This is a genomic window from Paenibacillus wenxiniae (assembly GCF_039822605.1).
GTDB lineage: Bacteria > Bacillota > Bacilli > Paenibacillales > Paenibacillaceae > Saccharibacillus > Saccharibacillus wenxiniae.
Map to the genome: position 1 here is coordinate 291,001 of NZ_JBCGUH010000004.1, position 22,201 is coordinate 313,201.

18 protein-coding genes are annotated in these 22,201 nt (G+C 45.6%); 16 read left to right on the top strand and 2 right to left on the bottom strand.

Annotated features, from left to right (window positions below; all coding sequences use genetic code 11):
- The 8 genes from AAHF22_RS10025 to AAHF22_RS10060 all read left to right on the top strand — a co-directional run bounded on the left by AAHF22_RS10025 (position 1) and on the right by AAHF22_RS10060 (position 7,214).
- Complete coding sequence (locus tag AAHF22_RS10025) at positions 1–1,140, top strand: baseplate J/gp47 family protein (protein ID WP_347324855.1); 1,140 nt, start codon at positions 1–3, stop codon at positions 1,138–1,140.
- Positions 1,133–1,753, top strand: coding sequence for a putative phage tail protein (locus tag AAHF22_RS10030; RefSeq protein WP_347324856.1), 621 nt, complete (start codon positions 1,133–1,135; stop codon positions 1,751–1,753). The genes AAHF22_RS10025 and AAHF22_RS10030 overlap by 8 nt, the downstream gene beginning before the upstream one ends.
- Entirely contained in the window at positions 1,743–3,986 is a 2,244-nt protein-coding gene (locus AAHF22_RS10035; RefSeq protein ID WP_347324857.1) for a hypothetical protein, read from the top strand. The genes AAHF22_RS10030 and AAHF22_RS10035 overlap by 11 nt, the downstream gene beginning before the upstream one ends.
- A 12-nt stretch (positions 3,987–3,998) precedes the next feature.
- Positions 3,999–4,322 (top strand): YomQ N-terminal domain-containing protein, encoded by a 324-nt coding sequence (locus AAHF22_RS10040; protein ID WP_347324858.1) that lies wholly within the window; start codon positions 3,999–4,001, stop codon positions 4,320–4,322.
- Between the two features lie 10 nt (positions 4,323–4,332).
- Positions 4,333–4,473 carry a CD1375 family protein gene (locus AAHF22_RS10045; RefSeq protein WP_347325005.1) on the top strand — a complete coding sequence of 47 codons (141 nt, stop codon included), beginning with the start codon at positions 4,333–4,335 and terminating at the stop codon, positions 4,471–4,473.
- A gap of 85 nt (positions 4,474–4,558) precedes the next feature.
- Positions 4,559–5,161 carry a phage holin family protein gene (locus AAHF22_RS10050; RefSeq protein ID WP_347324859.1) on the top strand — a complete coding sequence of 201 codons (603 nt, stop codon included), beginning with the start codon at positions 4,559–4,561 and terminating at the stop codon, positions 5,159–5,161.
- A 342-nt stretch (positions 5,162–5,503) separates the two neighbouring features.
- On the top strand, positions 5,504–6,460 hold the full coding sequence (locus AAHF22_RS10055) for a glycoside hydrolase family 25 protein (protein WP_347324860.1): 957 nt from the start codon (positions 5,504–5,506) through the stop codon (positions 6,458–6,460).
- Positions 6,461–6,932: 472 nt separating this feature from the next.
- Positions 6,933–7,214 carry a holin gene (locus tag AAHF22_RS10060; protein ID WP_347324861.1) on the top strand — a complete coding sequence of 94 codons (282 nt, stop codon included), beginning with the start codon at positions 6,933–6,935 and terminating at the stop codon, positions 7,212–7,214.
- Positions 7,215–7,632: 418 nt separating this feature from the next.
- Here the strand turns inward: AAHF22_RS10060 and AAHF22_RS10065 are convergent, their stop codons facing one another.
- Complete coding sequence (locus tag AAHF22_RS10065) at positions 7,633–9,513, bottom strand: 5'-nucleotidase C-terminal domain-containing protein (RefSeq protein WP_347324862.1); 1,881 nt, start codon at positions 9,511–9,513, stop codon at positions 7,633–7,635.
- A gap of 497 nt (positions 9,514–10,010) precedes the next feature.
- Between AAHF22_RS10065 and AAHF22_RS10070 the strand changes: the two genes are divergently transcribed.
- The 5 genes from AAHF22_RS10070 to AAHF22_RS10090 all read left to right on the top strand — a co-directional run bounded on the left by AAHF22_RS10070 (position 10,011) and on the right by AAHF22_RS10090 (position 16,741).
- Positions 10,011–11,621 carry an ABC transporter substrate-binding protein gene (locus AAHF22_RS10070; RefSeq protein WP_347325006.1) on the top strand — a complete coding sequence of 537 codons (1,611 nt, stop codon included), beginning with the start codon at positions 10,011–10,013 and terminating at the stop codon, positions 11,619–11,621.
- Between the two features lie 115 nt (positions 11,622–11,736).
- Entirely contained in the window at positions 11,737–12,741 is a 1,005-nt protein-coding gene (locus AAHF22_RS10075; protein ID WP_347324863.1) for an ABC transporter permease, read from the top strand.
- 10 nt (positions 12,742–12,751) lie between these two features.
- Positions 12,752–13,648 carry a nickel transporter permease gene (gene nikC / locus AAHF22_RS10080; RefSeq protein ID WP_347324864.1) on the top strand — a complete coding sequence of 299 codons (897 nt, stop codon included), beginning with the start codon at positions 12,752–12,754 and terminating at the stop codon, positions 13,646–13,648.
- Positions 13,649–14,337: 689 nt separating this feature from the next.
- Complete coding sequence (locus tag AAHF22_RS10085) at positions 14,338–15,756, top strand: deoxyguanosinetriphosphate triphosphohydrolase family protein (RefSeq protein ID WP_347324865.1); 1,419 nt, start codon at positions 14,338–14,340, stop codon at positions 15,754–15,756.
- A 31-nt stretch (positions 15,757–15,787) separates the two neighbouring features.
- On the top strand, positions 15,788–16,741 hold the full coding sequence (locus AAHF22_RS10090) for an MsnO8 family LLM class oxidoreductase (protein ID WP_347324866.1): 954 nt from the start codon (positions 15,788–15,790) through the stop codon (positions 16,739–16,741).
- A 619-nt stretch (positions 16,742–17,360) separates the two neighbouring features.
- On the opposite strand, the gene AAHF22_RS10095 is transcribed toward AAHF22_RS10090, so the two are convergent.
- Positions 17,361–18,314, bottom strand: a complete 954-nt coding sequence (locus AAHF22_RS10095) for a D-2-hydroxyacid dehydrogenase (RefSeq protein ID WP_347324867.1) — start codon at positions 18,312–18,314, stop codon at positions 17,361–17,363.
- A gap of 326 nt (positions 18,315–18,640) precedes the next feature.
- Here AAHF22_RS10095 and thpR point away from each other — a divergent pair, with 326 nt between their 5' ends.
- The 3 genes from thpR to AAHF22_RS10110 all read left to right on the top strand — a co-directional run bounded on the left by thpR (position 18,641) and on the right by AAHF22_RS10110 (position 21,356).
- A complete protein-coding gene (gene thpR / locus AAHF22_RS10100; RefSeq protein ID WP_347324868.1) occupies positions 18,641–19,225 on the top strand; it encodes an RNA 2',3'-cyclic phosphodiesterase in 585 nt (194 codons plus the stop codon).
- A gap of 299 nt (positions 19,226–19,524) precedes the next feature.
- Positions 19,525–20,343, top strand: coding sequence for a cell wall hydrolase (locus tag AAHF22_RS10105; protein WP_347324869.1), 819 nt, complete (start codon positions 19,525–19,527; stop codon positions 20,341–20,343).
- A gap of 326 nt (positions 20,344–20,669) precedes the next feature.
- Positions 20,670–21,356 carry a metal-dependent hydrolase gene (locus AAHF22_RS10110; RefSeq protein ID WP_347324870.1) on the top strand — a complete coding sequence of 229 codons (687 nt, stop codon included), beginning with the start codon at positions 20,670–20,672 and terminating at the stop codon, positions 21,354–21,356.
- Positions 21,357–22,201: the final 845 nt, after the last annotated feature.

A 22,201-nucleotide genomic window follows, 5' to 3' on the forward strand; every position in this document is an offset into this window, starting at 1 on the left:
TTGGCAGATTTCCCATATTATCTGGATGGACAAACAGAAGAACAGATTATGCAGCGCATGCTGGACAAAGTGCCTTCGGATATCGATAAATCCGAAGGTTCTTTTATTTGGGACGCCGGAGCACCGGTTGCTTTTATGCTGTCAGAGGCAGCGATCTGGGCGCAGGAGCTGCTGCGGCGTGGGTTTGCCAGTACAGCAGCGAGTAGCGACGATAGCTATCGCTCGGAAGAGCTGGATTTGCGTGCAGCCGAGCATGGCGTGACTCGTCGCGTGGCTGTATCGGCTTCTGGGATGATTCGTTTTACAGGTGAACCGGGCAAAACGGTACCTGTAGGTACCGTGATTTCTACCCCTGCGGATGAGGTATCTGGTGAAGCTTCGCAGGAATATGAGACGACGGCTGCTATTGTGCTAGATGGATCGGGTACAGGCGATGCGCCGATTCGCGCACTGGTTGCAGGTAAAAGTGGTAATGTCGCTGCGGGTACGATCACTATTTTATCGACTGCGGTAAGCGGTGTGACCGGAGTGACCAATCCGGCTTCCATTACAGGCGGTGCAGATACGGAGACGGACACTTCCCTGCTGGAGCGTTTTTATGCCAAAGTGCGTAACCAGGGCACAAGTGGCAATAAAGCACAGTATATGCAATGGGCGAGCGAAATTGCCGGTGTAGGTGCAAGTCGTGTCATTCCGCTATGGAAAGGAGCAGGAACGGTTGGCATTTATGTGCTCGATACGGACAAACGTGCAGCCAATGCGGACATCGTTGCCAAAGTGCAGAAGTATATCGACCCAACACAGGATGGACAGGGGGAAGGTACAGCACCGGCAGGACCGATCGTCACTGTAATGCCAGCCGAGGAAGTAGCGATTAACATTAGCGTCCAGCTTACACTGGCAAGTGATGCCACGCTGGAAGAAGTGAAAGCACTAATCCAAAAAGGGGTAACAGGCTATCTTAAGCAGCTGGCCTTTACCGATTCGCTGGTGCGTTATACACGAATTGCAGCTATTTTGCTGGATATTCCGCCTATTATTGACTACTCCAAGTTAACCGTTAACGGTACGAGTGACAAAAATATCGAAATTGGCGCAAGCCAGGTAGCTGTGCTCGGGACGGTGACGGTCAATGGCTGATGTGCAATCTACTGTTCATGATGTGATATCAGGCTCGAATCCAGCCGCGTTTTCCAGTCCCAAAGGAGCAGAATTGTTTTCCTACTTACCTGCTTATTACGAGCGCTCTCGTATTATGCGCGTGGATACCGATCGTAAAGGTGCAGAAATGGATGCGCTCTACGATGCGCTGGATGAGACATTTCAGCAGTTTTTTGTGCGTACAGCAACCTGGGGGATTGACCGTTGGGAGCGTGAGCTTGGTATTGTATCAGATACGACCAAACCGCTGGAGCAGCGTCGTGCGGTAGCGGAATCGAAGCTGCGCGGCGGTGGGAAATTTTCGGGTGCACAGGTGAAAAATGTAGCGGCAGCATATGAACGTGGAGCAGTACAGGTTACGTTTCAGCCGAGTACATGGTCATTTACGATTACTTTTCTCGATACAATTGGAGTTCCGCCCAATTTGTCCGATTTACAGGCGATGATCGAGCAAATGAAGCCAGCTCATCTGTTAGCGCGTTATATATTCCGTTATTTGCGGATCAAAGAAATTCATAGGACGATGACGATCAAACAGCTTCAACAAAGAAAAATGTCAGATTTCGCGGGAGGAACCGTACATGTCGAGTAATACAGAGAAATTGAATCTGCTTAAGGTCGATCCGGTGGCAGATGGCGAGCAGTATTTTAATGTGGACACCATGCTTAATACGAACTGGGATAAAGTGGATGCTTTTGCAGATCAGATTAGCGATAAAGTAGACGGCGATTTGTTGCCACGATTGAATACGGCTCAAATGAACGCGATCACCTTCAAACCAGGCACACAGACTATTACCGTAGCACGAGATCTGCCAGTCAATATTACAAATGTGAGCGGACGTATGTTGCTTAATTTGGTTGGACGAAAAGGTAGCTTTGAGCAATTGCCAGGGTTTTTCCTGAATGCTTCCGGTACGCTGGATACAACGAACAAAGTTTCTGGAAATAGCGGCCTAAAATTGACGCTTGGCAGTAATGGCACCGGTTTTGCAGGGGTTCCCATTTATAATGCTAAACTTGGTGCGAATGGTGCAAAGTATTTGATTAGAGGCTCTATCAAAAATGGTAATCTTTCGGGCGATGGCGCGTATATTCAGATTACGGATACAACCGCTTATGCCGTAAATAGTGTGCCACTAGTAAAAGGTACAGATGGATTTGTGAATTGTTTTGCCCTGTATGATGGTACGAAGTCTAACAGTAGCAGCATTTCGGCTTATATGGGTGTAAAAGGTCAAAGTGGGCAATATGCTTATTTTGATGAAGTAGCTGTATATGAAATTTCCACGGAAGAGTATGGTCGTTTGACTTCGTTATCTGCCGATGAAGTCGCGGCGCAATATCCCTATACCGAAGGTCTAGCCGGTGTGAAAAATCCGTATGCGATCCGCTGGACATCGGCAGCGAAAACGGATGTTGCGGCAATGCTTGCTTTCAATACGGAATTGCTTGCTCCGCCTGTTCCGACGAATGATGTAGAAAGAGATCGATTGGAGCAGGGTATAGATGGACCTTATTATAAGGTTTCTAATTACTATCGTTATAACTTGACAGGAGAGAATATCAGCGTCATCACCAGTGCCAATTATTCTGGCTACAAATGGATTCGCCTACAATTACCAGTAGCTCCTATAAAAGATACAGGATATATGATCAAGTTTGATGGTTTGGTCACAGCACGTGTTAATCAAGGAGTCTCTCCTTCGAAGATGGATCAGCACGTCGTATTGGATAGTAGTGATAGTATACCCAATAGCGTACTTGTAACGGTTGCAAATTCGGATAGTGGCTGGGGAGATGACTATGTGCCCTCAGTTGATGAGATTAAAGCTTATTTCTATGGATGGGTTATGGGCACGCAGGCGTCCAATGGGACGTTTACGATTGGATATAACAAAACAGGAACGAAGGCTTGGCGAGGCTTAGTTAATGATAATGGTTCAGGTACTGTGGATTTACCAAAAACCTATTTCCGAGATCAATATTCGCAGCCTGATTGGAAGCCGTATGAGTTTATATACAAGCGTGCAACTGCAATTACGGAGCCAGCACCATCAGAGGGCAGTCTTAGTCTCAATAAAGGAGAAAATATAATCGAGGTTGGTAGCGGGATAATACTTCGTGAAACTGCAAAACCACAAATTTCGGGGAATTATTATTGGATAAATGGGGCTACAAACCCACCATCTTCATTATTTAGTCGTGTTCAGAACTTTTTGCAAATTTACAAAAATAGTTATATTGATCGCTGGAATTATCTTGGTACAGCTAGTTTTCAAGGAATGCTCGGACTGCAACAAGCGCAACTTCCAGCAGCTCAATATGATATAAATGCTATTTATACTGTAACTTATATGGACATTAAAAAGTATCCTTCTGTTACCTTTGTAGCTAATTCTCCCAATAACGAAAGAGCAATCCTTGATGATCTTATCCATGATGTACAGCAAACAACACATCGCATATCGATAGTAGAAAATAAAAAAGCTGATCGAGATAACTCAATGTGGATTAGCCCCACCATGTTGAACGGCTGGGGAACGTATGCAGACAATACAGCAGCATATCGCAAAAAAGATAATACTGTCTATTTATCTGGTATTGCAGTTAATGGTACTACCACTGTGGGTACAGTGATTTTTCGACTACCAGATACATTTCGACCTAAAAAAGAGCATCATTTTTCTAGCTATGGTTACACTTTATCGGATGGAAGTTTTGGTTTAGCCGAGATTATTATTCGTATTGACGGATCAGTAACTATTGGACAAGGTGGAAGACCTTATATCTCGCTTGCAGGCATTACTTTTACAACAGATTAGGAGGAGTTATCTATGAAAGCTGTGCCACTTGTAGATGAACAAGGCTATTTTATCGAGGATGTACTTGTTGATGTTTCTTTTATTGGTACTTCTGTATTGGAGGGTAAAGGTACGATTATTTCTCAATTTGTACCTTCTGGATTGTATAAGCCACATTGGAATTTCGATAAATCGATCTGGACAGAAGGAATGTCTGCCGAAGATATTGCTGCACTTCATCCAGTAGTAACCGAAACATCCGAACAGAAAATTTCTCGGCTGGAGCAGTCGGATCTGGACAACAAAGAACTAATCGCATCGCTGTATGAGATGATGCTTGCGCAAGGAGGTCATTAATTTGAATACTATGAAAATGAAGTTCGCTGAAGCATACTGGGTGCTTGTACAGGCAGGGCGGCGTACCGAAGACTCGGTGCCAGAAGAGCTACGTGTCGAATATGAAATGTTAAAACAGAAAAATGATTCCGGTGTATCGTCTGAAATGTAACTACAGTGCATAGAATATGCTTTTCCACTGCAAATGTAGATGTGATTTTAGCGAGCAGAACCACCGTGAAAGGAGAAGGAAGGGGATGGGGGAGCCTTGGCCGCAAATCATCAAGATAGTCTCGACAGCATTTGGCGGTGCTGCGGGCTACCTGTTTGGGGGTTGGGATGTGTTAATCAATCTGTTATTGTTACTTGTCGTTGTAGATTGGTTGTCCGGGTGGGCAGCTGCGTGGATGCGGGGCGAATTGAAAAGCCGCATCGGATTTAAAGGTATTATTCGCAAAGTTACGATTTTTGTCATTGTAGCGATTGCCCATTTTATTGATCAGGCGCTGGGAAGCTTACGTTATTTCCAGGATGCTGTGATCTTTTTTTATTTAGCGAACGAGCTGCTGTCTGTCATTGAAAATATGGGGAAAATGGGTTTGCCGATGCCGGATGTTTTACGCAATGCGGTGCAAATTTTTGAATCGAAAACGGCTCCGCCGGAAAATCCGAATCTGATTGAGGAAGCTCAGCCAGAAGCAGTCAAAGCGAAAGAGGAGGAGATGACTGCGCAAGAGCAGCCTCCACCGGCGTCTGTAGTTCATCCTTCCAGCGTAGCTACTACCCATTCTGAACTAGCTCCGCTATTGCCGGAAGAAGATCAGACACAGACGAACGATCGTGAGCCGGAGCAGCCTTAGTCTGTTGTAGAAATGAACAGCGTTGTCTGCCAAAGCGCTTATGGGTATCAATTTATCGTCATGAGTAGAGTCAGTAAATGGGCAAAATGATATTCAACGCGTTGTTTATGAAAAGTATCGATAGAACGTTCGTATAGAATGCCCTATAGAACGTTTCGATAGATAGTTTCTATAAATCGTTTATAGAAATATCTCTATGAACAGATTTTCTATACAGGCTTCTAAAACAGTCAAAACGGATGGACACGGCAGGCGAGAAGAACCTCTTCTTTCCTGCCATTTTGATTAAAACATCATCCAATGATGTTTATGAAAATTCGCTCAATGGAAGGTGGAGCCAATATGCAAGGCAGACAGAATAGTCAGGTTCAAGGCATTGACGTATCCCACTGGCAGGGAAGTATCGACTGGAACCGGGTGAAGTCATCCGGTAAACAATTTGCTTTTATTAAAGCGACCGAGGGTAAGCGCTATCGGGATCAGCAGTTTTTGGTCAATGTAAACGGTGCGCGGATGGCAGGGATGCTGGTAGGTGCGTATCATTTTGTCAATGCGGTGAATGTTGCTGATGCGAAGCTGGAGGCGGCTAATTTTGTGAGTCGTTTACAGGATGCAGGTGGGGCGAATCGCTTTGAATTGCCGCCGGTAATGGATTATGAGAGTAATCCCGGCAATTTGAGTCGTAGTGCGATCGATGCGATTGCACTTGCTTTTTTGCAGGAGGTGGAGCGGTTAAGCGGTCGTAAGCCGATCGTGTATACCGGCAATGCGTTTGCTCAAAATTTCAGTTCTGCACTCAGCAGCTACGATCTATGGATCGCCCGTTACAGCAATACACGTGTACCGGACGACGCACCTGCCTGGAAGGCATGGCATTTTTGGCAATATACCGATTCTGGTCAGGTGAGCGGCATTAGTGGTGGTGTCGATGTGAATGTGTATCGTGGGACGCTGGATGAGTTGAAGGCACGTTATACTAGCACGGGTGGAGAACAGGGAGGGGATAATCCAATGACTACAGATGAACAGAAAGCATTCGCTGCACTGCAAGCGACGGTAAAAGCACAATCCGATCGGATCGCTACGCTAACAGACAGCCGTGATCTGTTAAAAACAAGCATTTCCGGTGTGGATCAGCGTCTACAAAAGATGGAGCAAAACCATGCGATGCCGATTCCAGCCTGGGCAAGTGAAGCGGTACAAAAAGCCGAAGCGGCAGGACTAATTCACGAGAGCGATGGCGGGAGCTATGATTTTTACCGTCTGCTGACCGTGCTTGATCGCAAAGGACTGATCTGAACAGAAAGAAGTATAGCCGGCAGCCCACCAGGAAAGTAAGTTAATCCAAATATAAGTAGCAAACATGAAAGGCATGATGACATAAAATTCATTAGCAACAAGTATATTCAATCTAATTCGTTTTAATTCCATTCTAATTCTAGTATCTTGACCGAGATTAATTTTAAATTTAAATTGGCTTCAAGTTCGGAATGATAGACATGCCAGCATACAATCCAAGTTGAAATTTAACATGGTCAAAGCATGAGCTTGTGTCTGAAAATTTGCTCCTGTGTATCTTCTACGTTCTGTTCGCCTTCACTATGTTCATTTTTCTTGATGTAGCCTGACAAAACCTGTAGCAAAATTCTGGACTCTGTAATTCTGGACTCTATAGAGGAAGGGGACAAGGTTGAAAAGCAGGTAGCCTTTGAAGTTTTCGGACACTTCCTGCATGAAATATGTATAAAAAATACGCAAGGAGGATAACTCTATGACAAACGATTTACTGAACAGCGTACTCGCATTCTCATCTACGTTAGCGGTAGTGGTGCTTGCACTCGTGCAGCTGGTGAAAACAACGGTCAATGTACCGAAAAACGGGGTGCCTTTAATTGGACTGGTCGTCGGTTTATTGATCGGAGCGGTGGCGTATCCATTTACAGAATTGGCGCTTGTGCCAAGACTATGGTCCGGCGGTCTGGCCGGGCTTGCTGCCACAGGGTTGTTTGAACTTGCCTTCAATCCGAAAAATGGTACGACTCGCGAAGGCTAATTCACAACAATAAAAGTTGACAGATGCGTTAGCGGAAAATACAATCCTTGCGAAGCACGAAGCACGAAGCACGAAGCACGAAGCACGAAGCACGAAGCACGAAGCACGAAGCACGAAGCACGAAGCACGAAGCACGAAGCACGAAGCACGAAGCACGAAAAGTAAAAAGGCGGTCCGCGCTCTGCTCATTCGGTAGCGCTCTTTTGGCATGACTTTAGCTAGCATACGTTCCTTTTTATCGGAACTTGATCTGCTGTTAGTCTGCAAAAGAGTTTATACCAATGAGCAAAGCTTTGGATCGCCTTTTTGCTATTTCCGTTTAACTACCGTTACTGTGTTCACTAAATCCACTGACCGTTGTTTGTTGATCTGAAATAGATCTCTCAATCTCCATCTCCATCCTTACATCTACATCTACTTACGATGCAGCTGGTAATTCCAGTTTTTGACCTGGATAGATCCAGTGTGGGTTTTTCAGATCATTCAGATCGCGCAATACTTTCCACGTTGTGCCGTGGTTTTTGGCGATCGAGTACAGTGTGTCTCCGCTTTTCACTACATATACATCGCTATCACTATGAATCGGTGGTGCCGGTACAGTTTTGATTGGCTCTGCTGGCTTTGTAGCCGCAGGTGGCTTAACTGGCGTTGCCGGTTTGGCAGGTGTTGCTGGTTTTGCAGGCGTGACAGGCTTCGCCGGTGTGCCTGTAGCTGGTGCAGTAGCAGACATGGCTGCTTCGGTAATGCGTTTACCGGAAGTCAGGCTGGTGCTGCCTTTTTTCTGCATATATTCGATCAGCGCCTCATCCAGTGTACCGTACGTACCTGTTTGCTGCTTACCGACGAACATTTTGTATTCGTCACCGCCTGCTACGAGGAAGTCATTCGTTGCAACATTGTACGTTTTGTTCGGGTCCAATGCTTTACCGTCCACCGTTACAGAATGCACACGGCTACCTGCCGGCTTGGACGGATCGATTTTGTACGTGATGCCGGATACGTGAGCAAATGCACCTTTTGGCGTTGGATAGTCAGTTGCTCCATTTTCCAGTGCAGCTAGAATATCTTTACCTGTTACTTTGATGGAGATGACCAGATTGCCAAATGGAAGAACCGTCACGATCTCGCCTTTGGTCACCGGGCCTGCATCGATGGAAGCGCGGATACCACCACCGTTTGTGATCGCTGCATCCGCACCGGAGATGGAGCGCATTGCATCGGTGATCAGATCGCCCAGATTCGTTTCGCCAGCGCGCACTTTTTCGCGTGCACCTTCAAGGGCAACTGGAGATTGAGCGACCACTTCATTCAGGATCGGCTCCTGGGATGCTTTAATCGAATTGATCAGGCTAGCGACTTCGGCATTTGGAGCAACGTTAGCAGCTGCTTTTTCATCGATGGTGTAAGCTTCTTTTTTCGTAACCGCGCCTTTGTCGACCCACAGATCAACAACACCGAGATGCTCACCATATTCGCCTGTGCTGGCGATGAGTGTGCCATTTTCAGTCTGTCCATTCGTCAGTAGCGTATGGCTATGACCGTCAATGAACACATCGATACCGGGTACAGCTTTGACAATATCAACGCTCGTCTGCTCGGTTGATTCGTCCATACCGATATGTCCAAGTGCCACGATCACATCCACTTTACCTTTCAGCTCAGCTACCATTTTACGAGCAGCTTCAGTCGGATCGGTAAACTCTACATTTTTCACATTGTTTGGATTCGTCTTGTAGGCAGTCTCCGGTGTTTCCAGACCGAAAATACCGATTTTTACGCCATTCACTTCACGAATAATATACGGCTCAAATGGATTTTTGCCTGTATCCTTTTGCACGATGTTGGAAGAAATGACCGGGAAGTTTGCCATTTTGACAAGTTCCAGCAGGCGCTCATAACCATAATCGAACTCGTGGTTACCTGGCTCCATCGCCGCATAACCCATTTTATTCATCACTTGAATCATGCTTTCACCACGCACGAGTGTGGCAAAAGAAGTGCCGTGTACCGCATCGCCATCATCCAGCAGCAGTGTATTCGGATTCGCTGCACGGTACAGATCAGCTAAGCCAGCGATTTTGGCCAGACCCATAGATGGGGATTCCTCCACTGCATGAGCATGAACGTCGCTCGTATGTAACAGGGTAATATGTGTGCCTGTGCCAGCATCCTGCTGCATTTGCTGCTTGATTCCATCCACAGTCAATGTCGCTGGAGCCGCAGCGTCTACCAGACTTGCAGCATTAAAAGTCATAAATGCTGACATAGCGAGTGCGAAAATCGTTTTGCCTTTAAACATAAATAGGATAAGCCTCCTTTTGAATCAGTTCTTATTCATTCTATCAGCTTTATATTAACGCTGGGAATAGATTTATTGGTTGAGTATGTAAAAAAATTGATTTGATACACTATATATGGAATAAAATACACAATAATAATGATGATAATGTAATATACATCATTTGATGTACAATTCCTGCCCCGAGCTGATATACGAATTATAACGTAACATCCAAAATATTATATATAATTTAGAAAAATATAGGTGGTATCTTTTGAAATGTGACATTTAAAGTTATAAAAATATAAATAAAGCGAAGTGCTGTAAAATATATTGCCAAAAGAAGATATGTAATGTACATTGTATTCACTCACGGTCTATTCCAAACATTGGAATATATACAATATTACATAATGATACACAGTAATTGTGTACATAGGATGGGTAGACTCAGATCTATATGCTGAAAGGGGAAAAGGAATTTGAGAAAATACGGAATCTTTGTCATCGTGTTTATGTTGTCCTTTGCTTTGATCGTTGCCGGTTGCAGTGGTGGAGGTGGCAACACATCGTCTGAACCTACAGCATCTGGAGAAGGAGGAGAGACTGCAAGTGCGGGCGGTACGCTGATTGTTGGACGTGGCGGCGACTCGGCAGCTCTCGATCCGGCGATCGTTACGGATGGCGAATCGATCAAAATTGCGCAGCAAGTATTTGATCCTTTACTTGCTTATAAATCCGGAACGACTGAAGTAGAACCAGCACTCGCAGAAAGCTGGCAAATCTCTGACGATGGTTTGACGTATACATTCAAACTGCGTCAGGGCGTGAAGTTCCATGATGGAACAGATTTCAATGCGGAAGCGGTCGTTTTTAACTTTGAGCGCTGGAACGATCCGAAGAGCAAGTATAAGTTCGAAGGTGACTCATTCGATTATTATGACTCCATGTTTGGCCCAGAAGGTGCGCGGATTATCGCCAGTGTGAAAGCGGTAGATGATCATACGGTAGAGTTCAAGCTCAACCATCCACAGGCGCCATTTCTACAAAATCTCGCTATGCCTCCATTCTCCATTGCTAGCCCGACAGCCGTTGAAAAGGAAGGAGCCGAATTCAAATCAAATCCAGTCGGCACCGGTCCATTCGTATTTAAAGAATGGAAACGCAGCGACTCGATCACCCTGGAAAAGAACCCGAACTACTGGCAACAAGGTTTGCCTAAAATGGATCAGGTGATCATTCGCTCGATTCCAGATAACACCGCTCGTTTTAATGCGCTGCAAAATGGCGAGATCGATCTGATGGAAGATTTAAGCCCGGATGATCTGGCTACGCTGGAAGGCAATTCCGAGCTACAGAAGTTTAACCGTCCTCCATTTAACGTGGCTTATATCGGCTTCAACCTGACGAAGAAGCCGTTTGATAATGCAAAAGTACGTGTAGCCCTTAACCATGCTGTCGATAAGAAAAGCATCATCGATGCGTTCTATGCAGGACAGGCTGAAGCAGCGGTAAACCCAATTCCGCCAACGCTATGGGGCTATAACTCCAATGTCAAAGACTATGATTATGATCTGACAAAAGCAAAACAATTGCTCGCCGAAGCTGGCTTCCCGAACGGTATCGATCAGGAGCTGACCTTCTATGCAATGCCTGTATCGCGTCCATACATGCCAGATGGCAAAAAAGTTGCTGAAGTTATTCAAGCCAGCTTTGCGCAAATCGGTGTCAAAGTAAACATTCAATCGCCAGAATGGGCAACCTATCTGGATGACTTGAGCAAAGGTGAGAAGGATGATCTGTATATGATCGGCTGGACGGGAGATAACGGTGACCCGGACAACTTCTTCTACCCACTGCTGGATAAAGATTCGATTGGCGGTAACAACTACAGTCAGTATGCCAGCGAACCATTCCACAAACTGCTTGTTCAAGCACAACGCGAAACCGATCAAGACGCACGCGCCAAGCTGTATGAGCAGGCTCAAGTGATTGTCAAAGAAGATGCACCCTGGATTCCGCTTGTTCACTCCACACCATTGCTGGCGGCAAGTGCTAAAGTGAAAGGCTATACGCCTTCACCTACCGGTTCTGAGCCTTACGCAGATGTGTACATGGAACAATAATTGTAAAATCAAATCGGTTAGGGCGTGTATACAAACTCAGCTGATGCATCATAGCACCGTTTGGAATACGCCTCCTACACCAAACGTATAAAGTACAAAGCGGGTGAGCATCCATATGGGTTCCTACATTGTAAAAAGACTGCTGGTGCTGATTCCGGTACTATTTGGAATGACGCTGATCGTGTTCTCGATCATTCATGCGATTCCGGGCGATCCGGCAGACACTATTCTAGGCGAAAAAGCTACAGAACAGTCCAAGCAAGCGCTTCGTCAGCAGCTTGGACTGGATCGTCCGTGGCTGGAGCAATATACAGCCTACCTGGGTGATCTGATCACAGGCGATCTCGGAAACTCGATTCGGACAAGAGCGCCGATTACAGAGGAGATCGGTCCGTATTTGGCAGCGACGATCGAATTAACGTTTGCGAGCATGTTGTTTGCGATTATTATCGGCGTAAATGCAGGCATTATCAGCGCCTGGAAGCATCGATCATGGTTCGATTATATCTGTATGCTCATTGCGCTGATTGGTGTATCGATGCCAATCTTCTGGCTTGGTTTGATGGAGCAGTGGATTTTTGCGAATAAGCTACACTGGTTGCCATCGATCGGGCGCATGAATCAGCGTGATCCACTGGAAAGTATCACCGGCTTTTACGTGATTGACGCGATGTTGTCGGGTCAATGGTCACAGCTATGGACGGTAATCAAGCATCTGATTTTGCCGTCTGTAGCACTCGGTACGATTCCGATGGCAGTCATTGCACGGATGACACGTTCCAGCATGCTCGAAGTTATGCAATCTGACTATATCCGTACTGCCAAAGCCAAAGGCATCTCACAATTTCTAGTCATTTACCGACACGGTCTGAAAAATGCGTTCATTCCGGTACTCACCGTCATTGGCATTCAGACAGGCTCGTTGCTGGGCGGCGCGGTATTGACCGAGACGATTTTTGCCTGGCCTGGTGTCGGACGTTATATTTATGAAGCGATCAGCAATCGGGACTATCCGGTCATTCAATCCGGCATTCTGATCATTGCGCTAATCTTCGTTCTTATTAATCTGCTGGTGGATCTTCTGTACGCATGGTTTGATCCGCGTATCCAGTACAAGTAGAGGTGATGGTATGACACAAGCTTCGCTGGGTACAGGATCAGACAAACCCGTCCAAACGGTTCGTTATGGTCCGTGGCGTGACGGCATCCGTCTATTTATGCGTAACCGTACCGCTGTTGTGGGGTTAGTTATCGTATTCATGTTTATCGTGCTGGCACTGCTGGCACCGTGGATTACCCGTTATGAATATACAGCTCAAGTGCTGGCGGATCGGCTTCAACCTCCTTCTGCCAAGCACTGGTTTGGGACCGATGATCTGGGACGGGATATTTTCACCCGGACGATTTATGGCGCACGCATTTCGTTATGGGTCGGCTTTCTATCCGTTATTGGCTCGATTGTGATCGGTACATTACTAGGTCTGATCGCTGGCTTTTATGGCAAATGGGTCGATATGATCATTTCGCGTTTCTTCGATATTTTGCTCGCGTTTCCGGGGATTTTGCTGGCGATTGCGATCGTTGCGATTCTCGGACCATCGCTGCAAAATGCACTGTATGCGATTGCGATCGTCAATATACCGACGTATGGTCGGCTTGTACGTGCGCGTGTACTATCGCTACGGCAGGAAGAATTTATTACAGCAGCACGAGCGATTGGTGTGCGGGATACACGATTGCTGTTCCGGCACATTTTACCGAACAGTCTAACACCGCTTATTGTACAGGGGACGTTAGGCGTAGCGACAGCTATTATCGAAGCAGCAGGTCTTGGCTTTCTCGGTCTGGGCGCACAGCCACCTGAGCCAGAATGGGGCAAAATGCTATCCGATTCACGCCAGTTTATCCAGACAGCACCGTGGACGGTTATTTTCCCGGGCATCTGTATTTTGCTCACTTCACTTGGCTTTAATTTGATGGGAGATGGACTGCGAGATACGTTTGATCCGAAGCTGAAAAATCGCTAGGTAATGGCTGTAGCGAAAGTGGAGTGTAATAAAGTAGAGTGTAATTTGGTAGTGAAATACTATAGCAAGCAAGGCGAATCTGATTTCTTCTACTATATTCTACTGTAACATCTAATTAGAGTATCCAATGTAGTTGATATAGCTAGTTAGTCCCTGCAAAAGGTATGTATAGAAGCAGCCGAATTGTGCTCGAATGACCGTTTTATAAAATCCGGACCCCAGGGTTCGGATTTTTTTCTTCTATAATATACGTGTAAATTAATGCTTGAAAATAAACAATACTGCATGTGCGAGAATGACTTCTATTTTAAATGGGATGCCAGCTTGCACGTACACTCGCTAATAGCTGTAACATAACCTATTCTAAAATAGTAGTGCCTGCCTAATACGTGTTCCAATCAAAGGGCTATTTGCCGAGTAAACTAGTTAACACGATATAGCAGTAGCGATCTTCTAACACATGTTCGAATAAAAAGGAATGCTCACGCAGCAAACGATATACAATGTGCGCATATCCACTATGCACACAACTCCCCTAAGCTAACAACTTCATTTCCATAAAAGAGAAGGCTTACACACATCAAGCAACAAACAGATTTGTCTATTGATCTTTTCGCCAATGCAAAAAGCGTGTATAATCACTCCAACTATGAACACATAAGATGCCGAACTGACAGGAGAACAATGCTATGGACAAATTTGCACAATTAAAGACGCTGCGCGAGCATCGTCAGTATGCTGAAGATAAACATGAAGCTTCGCGCGAAGCGTATGAACGTGATTATTCGCGCTTAATTCATTCCCCAACCTTTCGTCGTCTGCAAGGCAAATCGCAAGTATTTGGTGCGGGAACAGGCGATTATTATCGCACACGCCTGACGCATTCGCTGGAGGTCGCCCAGATCGCTCGTCAGGCAGCAAAGACATTGCTTACCCGCCATCCCGAAATTCGTGAGGAACAAGCGGATAATCCGGGCTTGATCATTCATCCCGAAGTGGTGGAATGCGCCTCGATTGCGCATGACTTTGGTCATCCGCCTTTTGGTCATAAAGGTGAAGAGGTGCTGGCAAGCATACTTGATGATTGGATTGCCAGCAAAACGGTCGAGGCGCTGCGCGGCAAATCGGTAACCGAGCAGGAATATGAGCGTATTCATGCAGAGATGCGCGCGAAATATGAGCATTTTGAAGGCAATGCGCACAATTTCCGGCTCATTATGTTTTTGGAAAAACGCGAAAACTTAGATGGATTGAATCTGTGTGATGCGGTGTTGCTTGGCATTAATAAATATCCGTATTCAGGTATGGATAATAAAAAAGGATTGTATGAACGTGAGTGGCAATATATCCGCGATATTCGCCAGCGCTGGGGCATTCCCGACAAGAAAACAACGTTAGAAGCGCAACTGATGGATCTGTGCGATGATATCGCGTATTCGGCACATGATCTGGAAGATGGTATCAAAGCAGGTAAGATTGAAGTGCATGAGCATTTTATGAATGATCCGCATATTCATAAGTTGATTATTGAGAAGATTATGACGCTGGAAGATTGGTTCTGGAAAGATTGGGAGTATGAAGGGATCGCGGTAAAAGTAGAACAGGTATTGACCGCTTATTTGCGCATATGGCGTGAGAAGTTACCGACATGTGGCAACGATTATTCCCGCACCCGGCGTGAGGTGAAGGCATACTGGGTAAATCATTTTGTAAGCCAGCTGGGTGTGATTGATGAAGCGGATTGGAAAAAGATTACGTTTGTTAGTCAAGGTCATGAGGATGACGATATGCTGCGCACGGTGAGTGTACTTAAAAGTTTTGCCTGGGTAACGATGATTCGCGATCTGCGCGTACAGCGTCTGCAAAAACGCAGCGAATGGATTATTCGTCGTTTATGGAAGGCTTTTATCGATCAGGAAACGTCGATGGCGATTATGCCTTCCGATTGGCTGCAACGTTTTCAGCAGGATCAAGCAAGCGAGCATCCGGTATGGACGTGGGAACGTATGATTATTGATTATATTGCCGGCATGACCGATGCGTTTGCCGAGAAAATTTATAACGAGCTGTACGGTCTAAAGGTCGGCTCGATCTATGATGTGGATTGAAGGTGGACCGTCAGCGGAAGGAGGAAGCAGCATGAATCAGCCCTATTTACCCATTCCGCTGGGCATACTGGATATGTCGCCACTACTGGAACAGGCATCGCCAGAAGAGGCGCTGGAACGTTCGGTGCAGCTCGCGATTGCAGCAGAACAATGGGGCTATGATCGATTCTGGTTATCTGAGCATCATGATATGACTCAGCTTGCTTGCACAGCGCCAGAAATATTGATTGCGCATATCGGTGTGCGCACGTCATCGATTCGGCTTGGATCAGGAGCTGTGTTGTTGCCGCATTACAGCGCGATGAAAGTTGCCGAGACATTTCGCATGCTGTCAGCATTGTATCCGGATCGTATCGATCTAGGCATTGGACGAGCACCTGGCGGCTCTGCTCATGCAACGATTGGACTGAGCGGTAATTATCTCGCTCATGTCGCCGAAATGCCAGAACGTGTACGGGATCTGCGTCATTTGTTAGAGGATCGTTATACCGTAGAAGGGGCGCAAGTGACAGCTCGCCCAATCGCTGCATACAGCCCGCAGCTATGGCTACTTGGCACGAATCGCAAAAGCGCTACACTGGCAGCTGAGCATGGAGCAGGGTATGTATTTGGTCATTTTATGAGTTCCAATGATGGACAGGCGGCGATTGCCCAGTATCGCGAACAATTTCAGCCTTCCCAGTCGCAACAGGAAGCTAGAGTGATACTGGCAACAAAGGTGATCGCGGCTTCGACCGAGCAACAAGCAGAGGAGCTGTATAAACGGTGGAAGCAGTCGCCAGCTGGTCTTGCGGCAACCGGTGAAGAGATGCCAGAGCCGATCGTAGGGGGGCCTCATACGTTACCCCAACGAATGCATCAACTAGTAAACGATTATGATGCAGATGAACTACTATTGATTTGTCCGTTGGATCATTATGATGATCGTATGCATGTGTATGAACATGCTGCCAGATGGTTAGCGGTTCCCAAATCGCTGAGCTAATCGTATACCCCCATCATTATGCTTCATTAGTAACAGGGACAAGCAAAAATGTTGCAGATATATGCAAGCTATGGCAGTCGAAAGGAACCGTTTTTGTATGGCTATAGTCGCAATTCGAGGTGCAGTGTAATAGAGATGAAACAGGTAGGTAGAGCATATGCAGTGCTTTTTGACTGGCGGTGCACAATGCAACAATAAAAGTACTGACAAGTCATATTTATGCAGCGTGATGAATGGTGATATAGAGCATTGTTACCATGTAGTTGTCAGCAGAAGGTTTGAGCATTTCTGCACCGCTCCTTTTTTATATGAAAAGAAGCGTATGCTCGATTTGGCTGTCATAGTGAGCAATCTTGCAGCAGCATTACATGTACTAGCTGGGCAATTTACCCAATTTCGCCGAATACGATAGCTTATAAAATAGCTTTGTCACTTAGCTATATGTCCGATCCATTTAAACATAAAAGTGAATAAAAAAAGGCTCTCTTCCATATAAAGGAATCGAGCCTTTTTTTATTCATTTTATATTAAATTGTAAAAAATGATGTTTATAGATTAATCGATAACCGAACAACTGACTCCTACTATTCTGCCCATTTTTAGTAGTTATTACTGTCTGTCAATATCCGCTGGAATAATCCACCAAATTGACAGGCAATGTTTCGCCCTGCTGGTACGCTTTCAGATTCGTTAGAAAAATGTCCATTACGCGCTCGGTGTAATGCTCATTGCTACCTGCAATATGCGGCGTAATAATAACCTGTTCCATCGACCACAGCGGATGATCCGCTGGCAATGGCTCCGGATCAAATACGTCCAGACCCGCACCGGCAATCAATCCTTGTTGCAAAGCAGTGACCAGATCATCCGTTTGTACTGTAGCTCCGCGTCCAACGTTAATAAATAACGCCTCCGGCTTCATCGCAGCAAAGCGTCCCTTATCAAACAGGCCTTCTGTCTGCTCTGTCAGTGGCAAAATATTCACCACTACATCAGCAACACCTAGCGCTTCATCAAGCTGCTCCATCCGATACATCGTATCAAATTCGTCCAGCGGTGCTCCAGAGCGACGTACACCAACCGTCTTCATACCAAATGCACGTGCCAGACGCGCAGTACCAATACCGATATTACCTGCACCAACGATGACAATCGTTTTGCCATGCAGTTCACTGAATGATCCACTCTCATCCCAGCGTGCCTGGGTTTGATTACGAATCGCTTTGTGCAAATTGCGGCTAAAGGCTAACATATACGCAAAAATTTGTTCGGAAATCGGAATCGTATGCACACCGTTAGCGCTAGTGAGTAGCACTTGCTTTTGCTCCAGTTCAGCCAATGGCATTTTATCGACTCCGGCAGACCATGCTTGTACCCATTTCACAGCGCAATCTGGCGACAGTATAAAATCTTGAAATTTTCGTGACCAGCCGACGATAATTTCAGCGTCTGCCAGATCATGCTCGGTAGCCTCTTTTACAGGAATAGCGACAATTTCATCATGAGGAGCGGCTTCCTGGACTTGCTGCTTCTGCTCTTCACTTAAATGTTGCAGGAAAACGATCTTGGACATTGCATAATCTCCTCCTCGTGTTGGGAACCCTACCGATTCATGCGTCTGCATGTGCATGAAATCAGCTACGTTTTTAATGATATCAAATTTGGCGAAACGAACCAAACAGAATGGATTACACCGTTTAAGGCCTTTTCAAAACTTTGCACTTAACGTCAGATTGGTGTATACTATTGGCATTCGTCAAGAACGTGTGTTCGGATAATAGAAGATCAAATGAATGATCAGTTGATAGCAATGACTGCAACAGCCGCTTTATGTGCTTGTTAGTGTACAACATCATTGACGAATAAAGAGAATTGGACAAACTGAAAGGAGTGTGGAGAGTGGCAACCGGTATGGATCAGGAGCGTGTATTTGCTGCAATTGCTGTAAAAGGGGAGGCGCAGGAGCGCCTGGCAGCATGGAGTCATTTGATGCAGCAGCAGTACGCATTTCGCAAATGGACAGCCGCAGCTGACTTTCACATTACACTTCAGTTTTATGGGGATGTAGATCGTGCTAAATTGCCTGAGCTGTCACACACACTTGCAGCTACAGTAGCAGGACATTCACCATTCAAGCTGCAACTTGGTCGTCCAGCCTATTTTGGCTTGCCCGAACGTCCGCGTGTGTGGTGGATCGACCCTGAAGGGGATCGTTCGGCATTGAACGCGTTGCAACACGACATCGTACATGCCTGTGAAGCGATAGGATATAAGGCGGAACAACGCCCCTATCATCCGCATATAACGATAGCGCGCAAATATGCCGGATCAGAGCCATTTGAAGCTCTTGCAACCGAAGACATCCATTTGGATGGAATCGCCTGGCAGGTGGAAGAGGTCGTTCTGTATTGTACACGAATGGGACAGATTCCGATGTATGAATTAGCAGGTTGTTTTCCGCTTACAAAAGATCGACTACTCTAAAAATTGGTTTTTGTCAATTTGACAAAAGTAATGGAACTATAATAATATACTCCGTGCTGCAAAAGGCAGTGTTCTTTTAGGGGAAACGATACGTATTTTTACATCACGGACATGGATTATTGTCCGGGTATCCATTGATCGGATATCGATTATCAAGTTGGCTCTTTTTTCGGATACGGGGTGTGTCTGAGAACCCATGTAATTGCTTATGATTCAAAATTTGGATGTTGGTGTATTCAAATGGAGGGTCAATCGGTTACATAGGAAATGGAGTATGCCAACGTTATTGGAGGAAAAACATGGATTTTATTAGACGCAATCAGTGGATTACGCCTCTGCTCGGCGTGCTTTTTATATTTGTGATGTGCCTTCCGTTTTGGATGGCAAATCATCATACGACACATAGTCAAACATTCACTCAGCTGCCCGCGTGGGGTGCGCAGCCAGCAGGTGCTGTTTCGTATGCACAAAAAGACAGGAGCAGTACGGCAGGTACGTTTATGGACTGGAACCAAACGCACACACGTAACTTGATTCAACAGGCAAAAGCAAACAAAGCAACAGCAACCAAGCAGCAACAGGCTGCACAGGCAAAACACGAACGTACAGCAGCTGCACAAGCGAAGGCAAACAAAGCCGTAGCGATCACAGCAGGTGCATCTATCGGCAATACCACCCCCACCAAATTATACTTTACTCGGACAAAGCTGCTTTCCCAGGATAACCATTCCCAGGCAACCTGGACCTACGCATTGTCTGATAAAGAACGGCTGATGCTGGAACGAATTGTTATGGCAGAAGCTGAAGGTGAACCGTACGAAGGCAAAGTGGCAGTTGCCAACGTTGTCTTGAACCGGCTACGGTCCGCTAATTTCCCCGACACGATTAAAGGTGTGCTGTATCAAAAATATCAATTTTCACCGGTATCCAATGGTCGCTTTGAGCGTGTGACGCCTAATGCCGATTCCATTAAAGCTGTCCGCGAAGCGTTGCAAGGACATAAGGAAGTGCCGGATAATACGTATTATTTTGTGTCGCTATCATTGGCGACTGATTTTGCGATTCCAAATTCTCAGACTGTAGTGAAGAAGATTGGACATCATACGTTTTACAAATAATATCGCTGTATCATAAGCTGCGTCATAGGCAATACACGCCATTAGCATAGTGATAGTCATGTAGATCGTGATGACACAAATAACGATGTTGCTCATCATGTATAAATGTAGTAGCAACAAGTATAGTGGATGAGTTCCTTTGCCGCTAATCGTGTCACGAATGACTCAGCTATTCTGTTATAACTGCGCATTTCATCTATATTCGGCTTTGCGCAATTTCGAGATTTGTAAGCAACCTGGCACCTGCAAAGTTACAAATAGATGTATTTTGGTGATAAAATAAACGGTGGCTATACTATTCATTTTATTGCGGAGGTGCTTTATCGATGAAAATTACGTACTATGGACAATCCTGTCTGCTTGTGGAAGAAGGCGGCAAAAAGGTAATTATCGATCCTTTTCTGTCCGGCAATCCGCAGGTCGATGTTGATGTAAAAGATATTCAAGTGGATGCTGTTATTTTGACGCATGGACACGGTGACCATTTTGGAGATACTGTCGAAATCGCGCAAAACAACAATTGTCCGGTAATCGCCGTCGTTGAGCTAGCACAGTACGCAGCAGCAAAAGGTGCAGCAGACACCGTCGGTATGAATCTGGGCGGCTCCAAGCAGTTTGACGGCTTCAAAGTAAAATACACACTGGCCTTCCATTCTTCTTCTAACGAGCTGGACGGACAAAATGTATACCTCGGTGAGCCAGCAGGTATCCTGCTAACGATGGGCGGCAAGACGCTCTACCATGCCGGCGATACAGCATTGTTCGGTGATATGAAGCTGATCGGTGAAATGAACCATATCGATGTAGCTGCACTGCCAATCGGTGACTTTTTCACAATGGGACCTGAGGACGCGTTATATGCAGCGGAATGGGTAAAGGCAAAGCATATCATTCCGGTGCATTATAATACGTTCCCACCGATTGAACAGGATGGCGATGCCTTTGTTGCCGCACTGGATGCTAAAGGGATCAAAGGAACTGCACTGAAAGTTGGCGAAAGCATCGAGCTGTAAGCTGATGGAATAGCAGCTAGACGCTGGATGAATATAAGCTGGCATGCTACAAGTAAGTGTACGCTGTAGAGCTATAAGTAGACAGGTTGCAAGTAGGATCGAGTAGAACTGTAAACTCATGGCGTTGCAGATCTAAGTTATCGTGCTGTAAGCAGATGAGTAGACAGGTATGAGCACTCAGGTAACAAATGGTCTAAGCTAAGCGTAAGCTGTCCACATATAGCTTGCCTGTTGTACCGATCTTATATCGTAATGCGCGCTGCCTTTTTTGAACGATGGCGATGGATGTTATCAAGTCGACCATTCCTATAGAGCCGCTGGATTAGCAAATAAATGCGTGCATGACGCACGTAGCTTGAACCGAATATAATGTGAGCTTGCTTTATACACAAAACGGACAGTCCTTTACAGGGCTGTCCGTTTTTGCTTGGATGTTTTATATTTATGAATAAAAGCTATGTCCGCTCGCTCAGTTTGGATGAAGGTCAAAAACCATTATAGACAAACCTATTGAATTATTTATAAACTTTAATGTATAATCATACACTATATGTAATGCGTTACGTTATCACACTAATGCTTTGACGCAAAATAATAATTTATCGCATATATAAAAAGTTTGAATTGCCATCATGTAAGGTCAGTGTTAAAATGTATAAAACTAACGAAGGTTACAGCAATATCACATAGCTAAATAAGTTGCTTGAATCTCATCAAAGTGGATATTTATTCTTCGCCTGTTACTTCTAACCTATATCCAAACATAGGCTGCTTCCGTCACCGTCCTGTACAATATGTACAAATATTGTAGATGATACTGTATGGAATGAGCAGCCTGTTTTGTA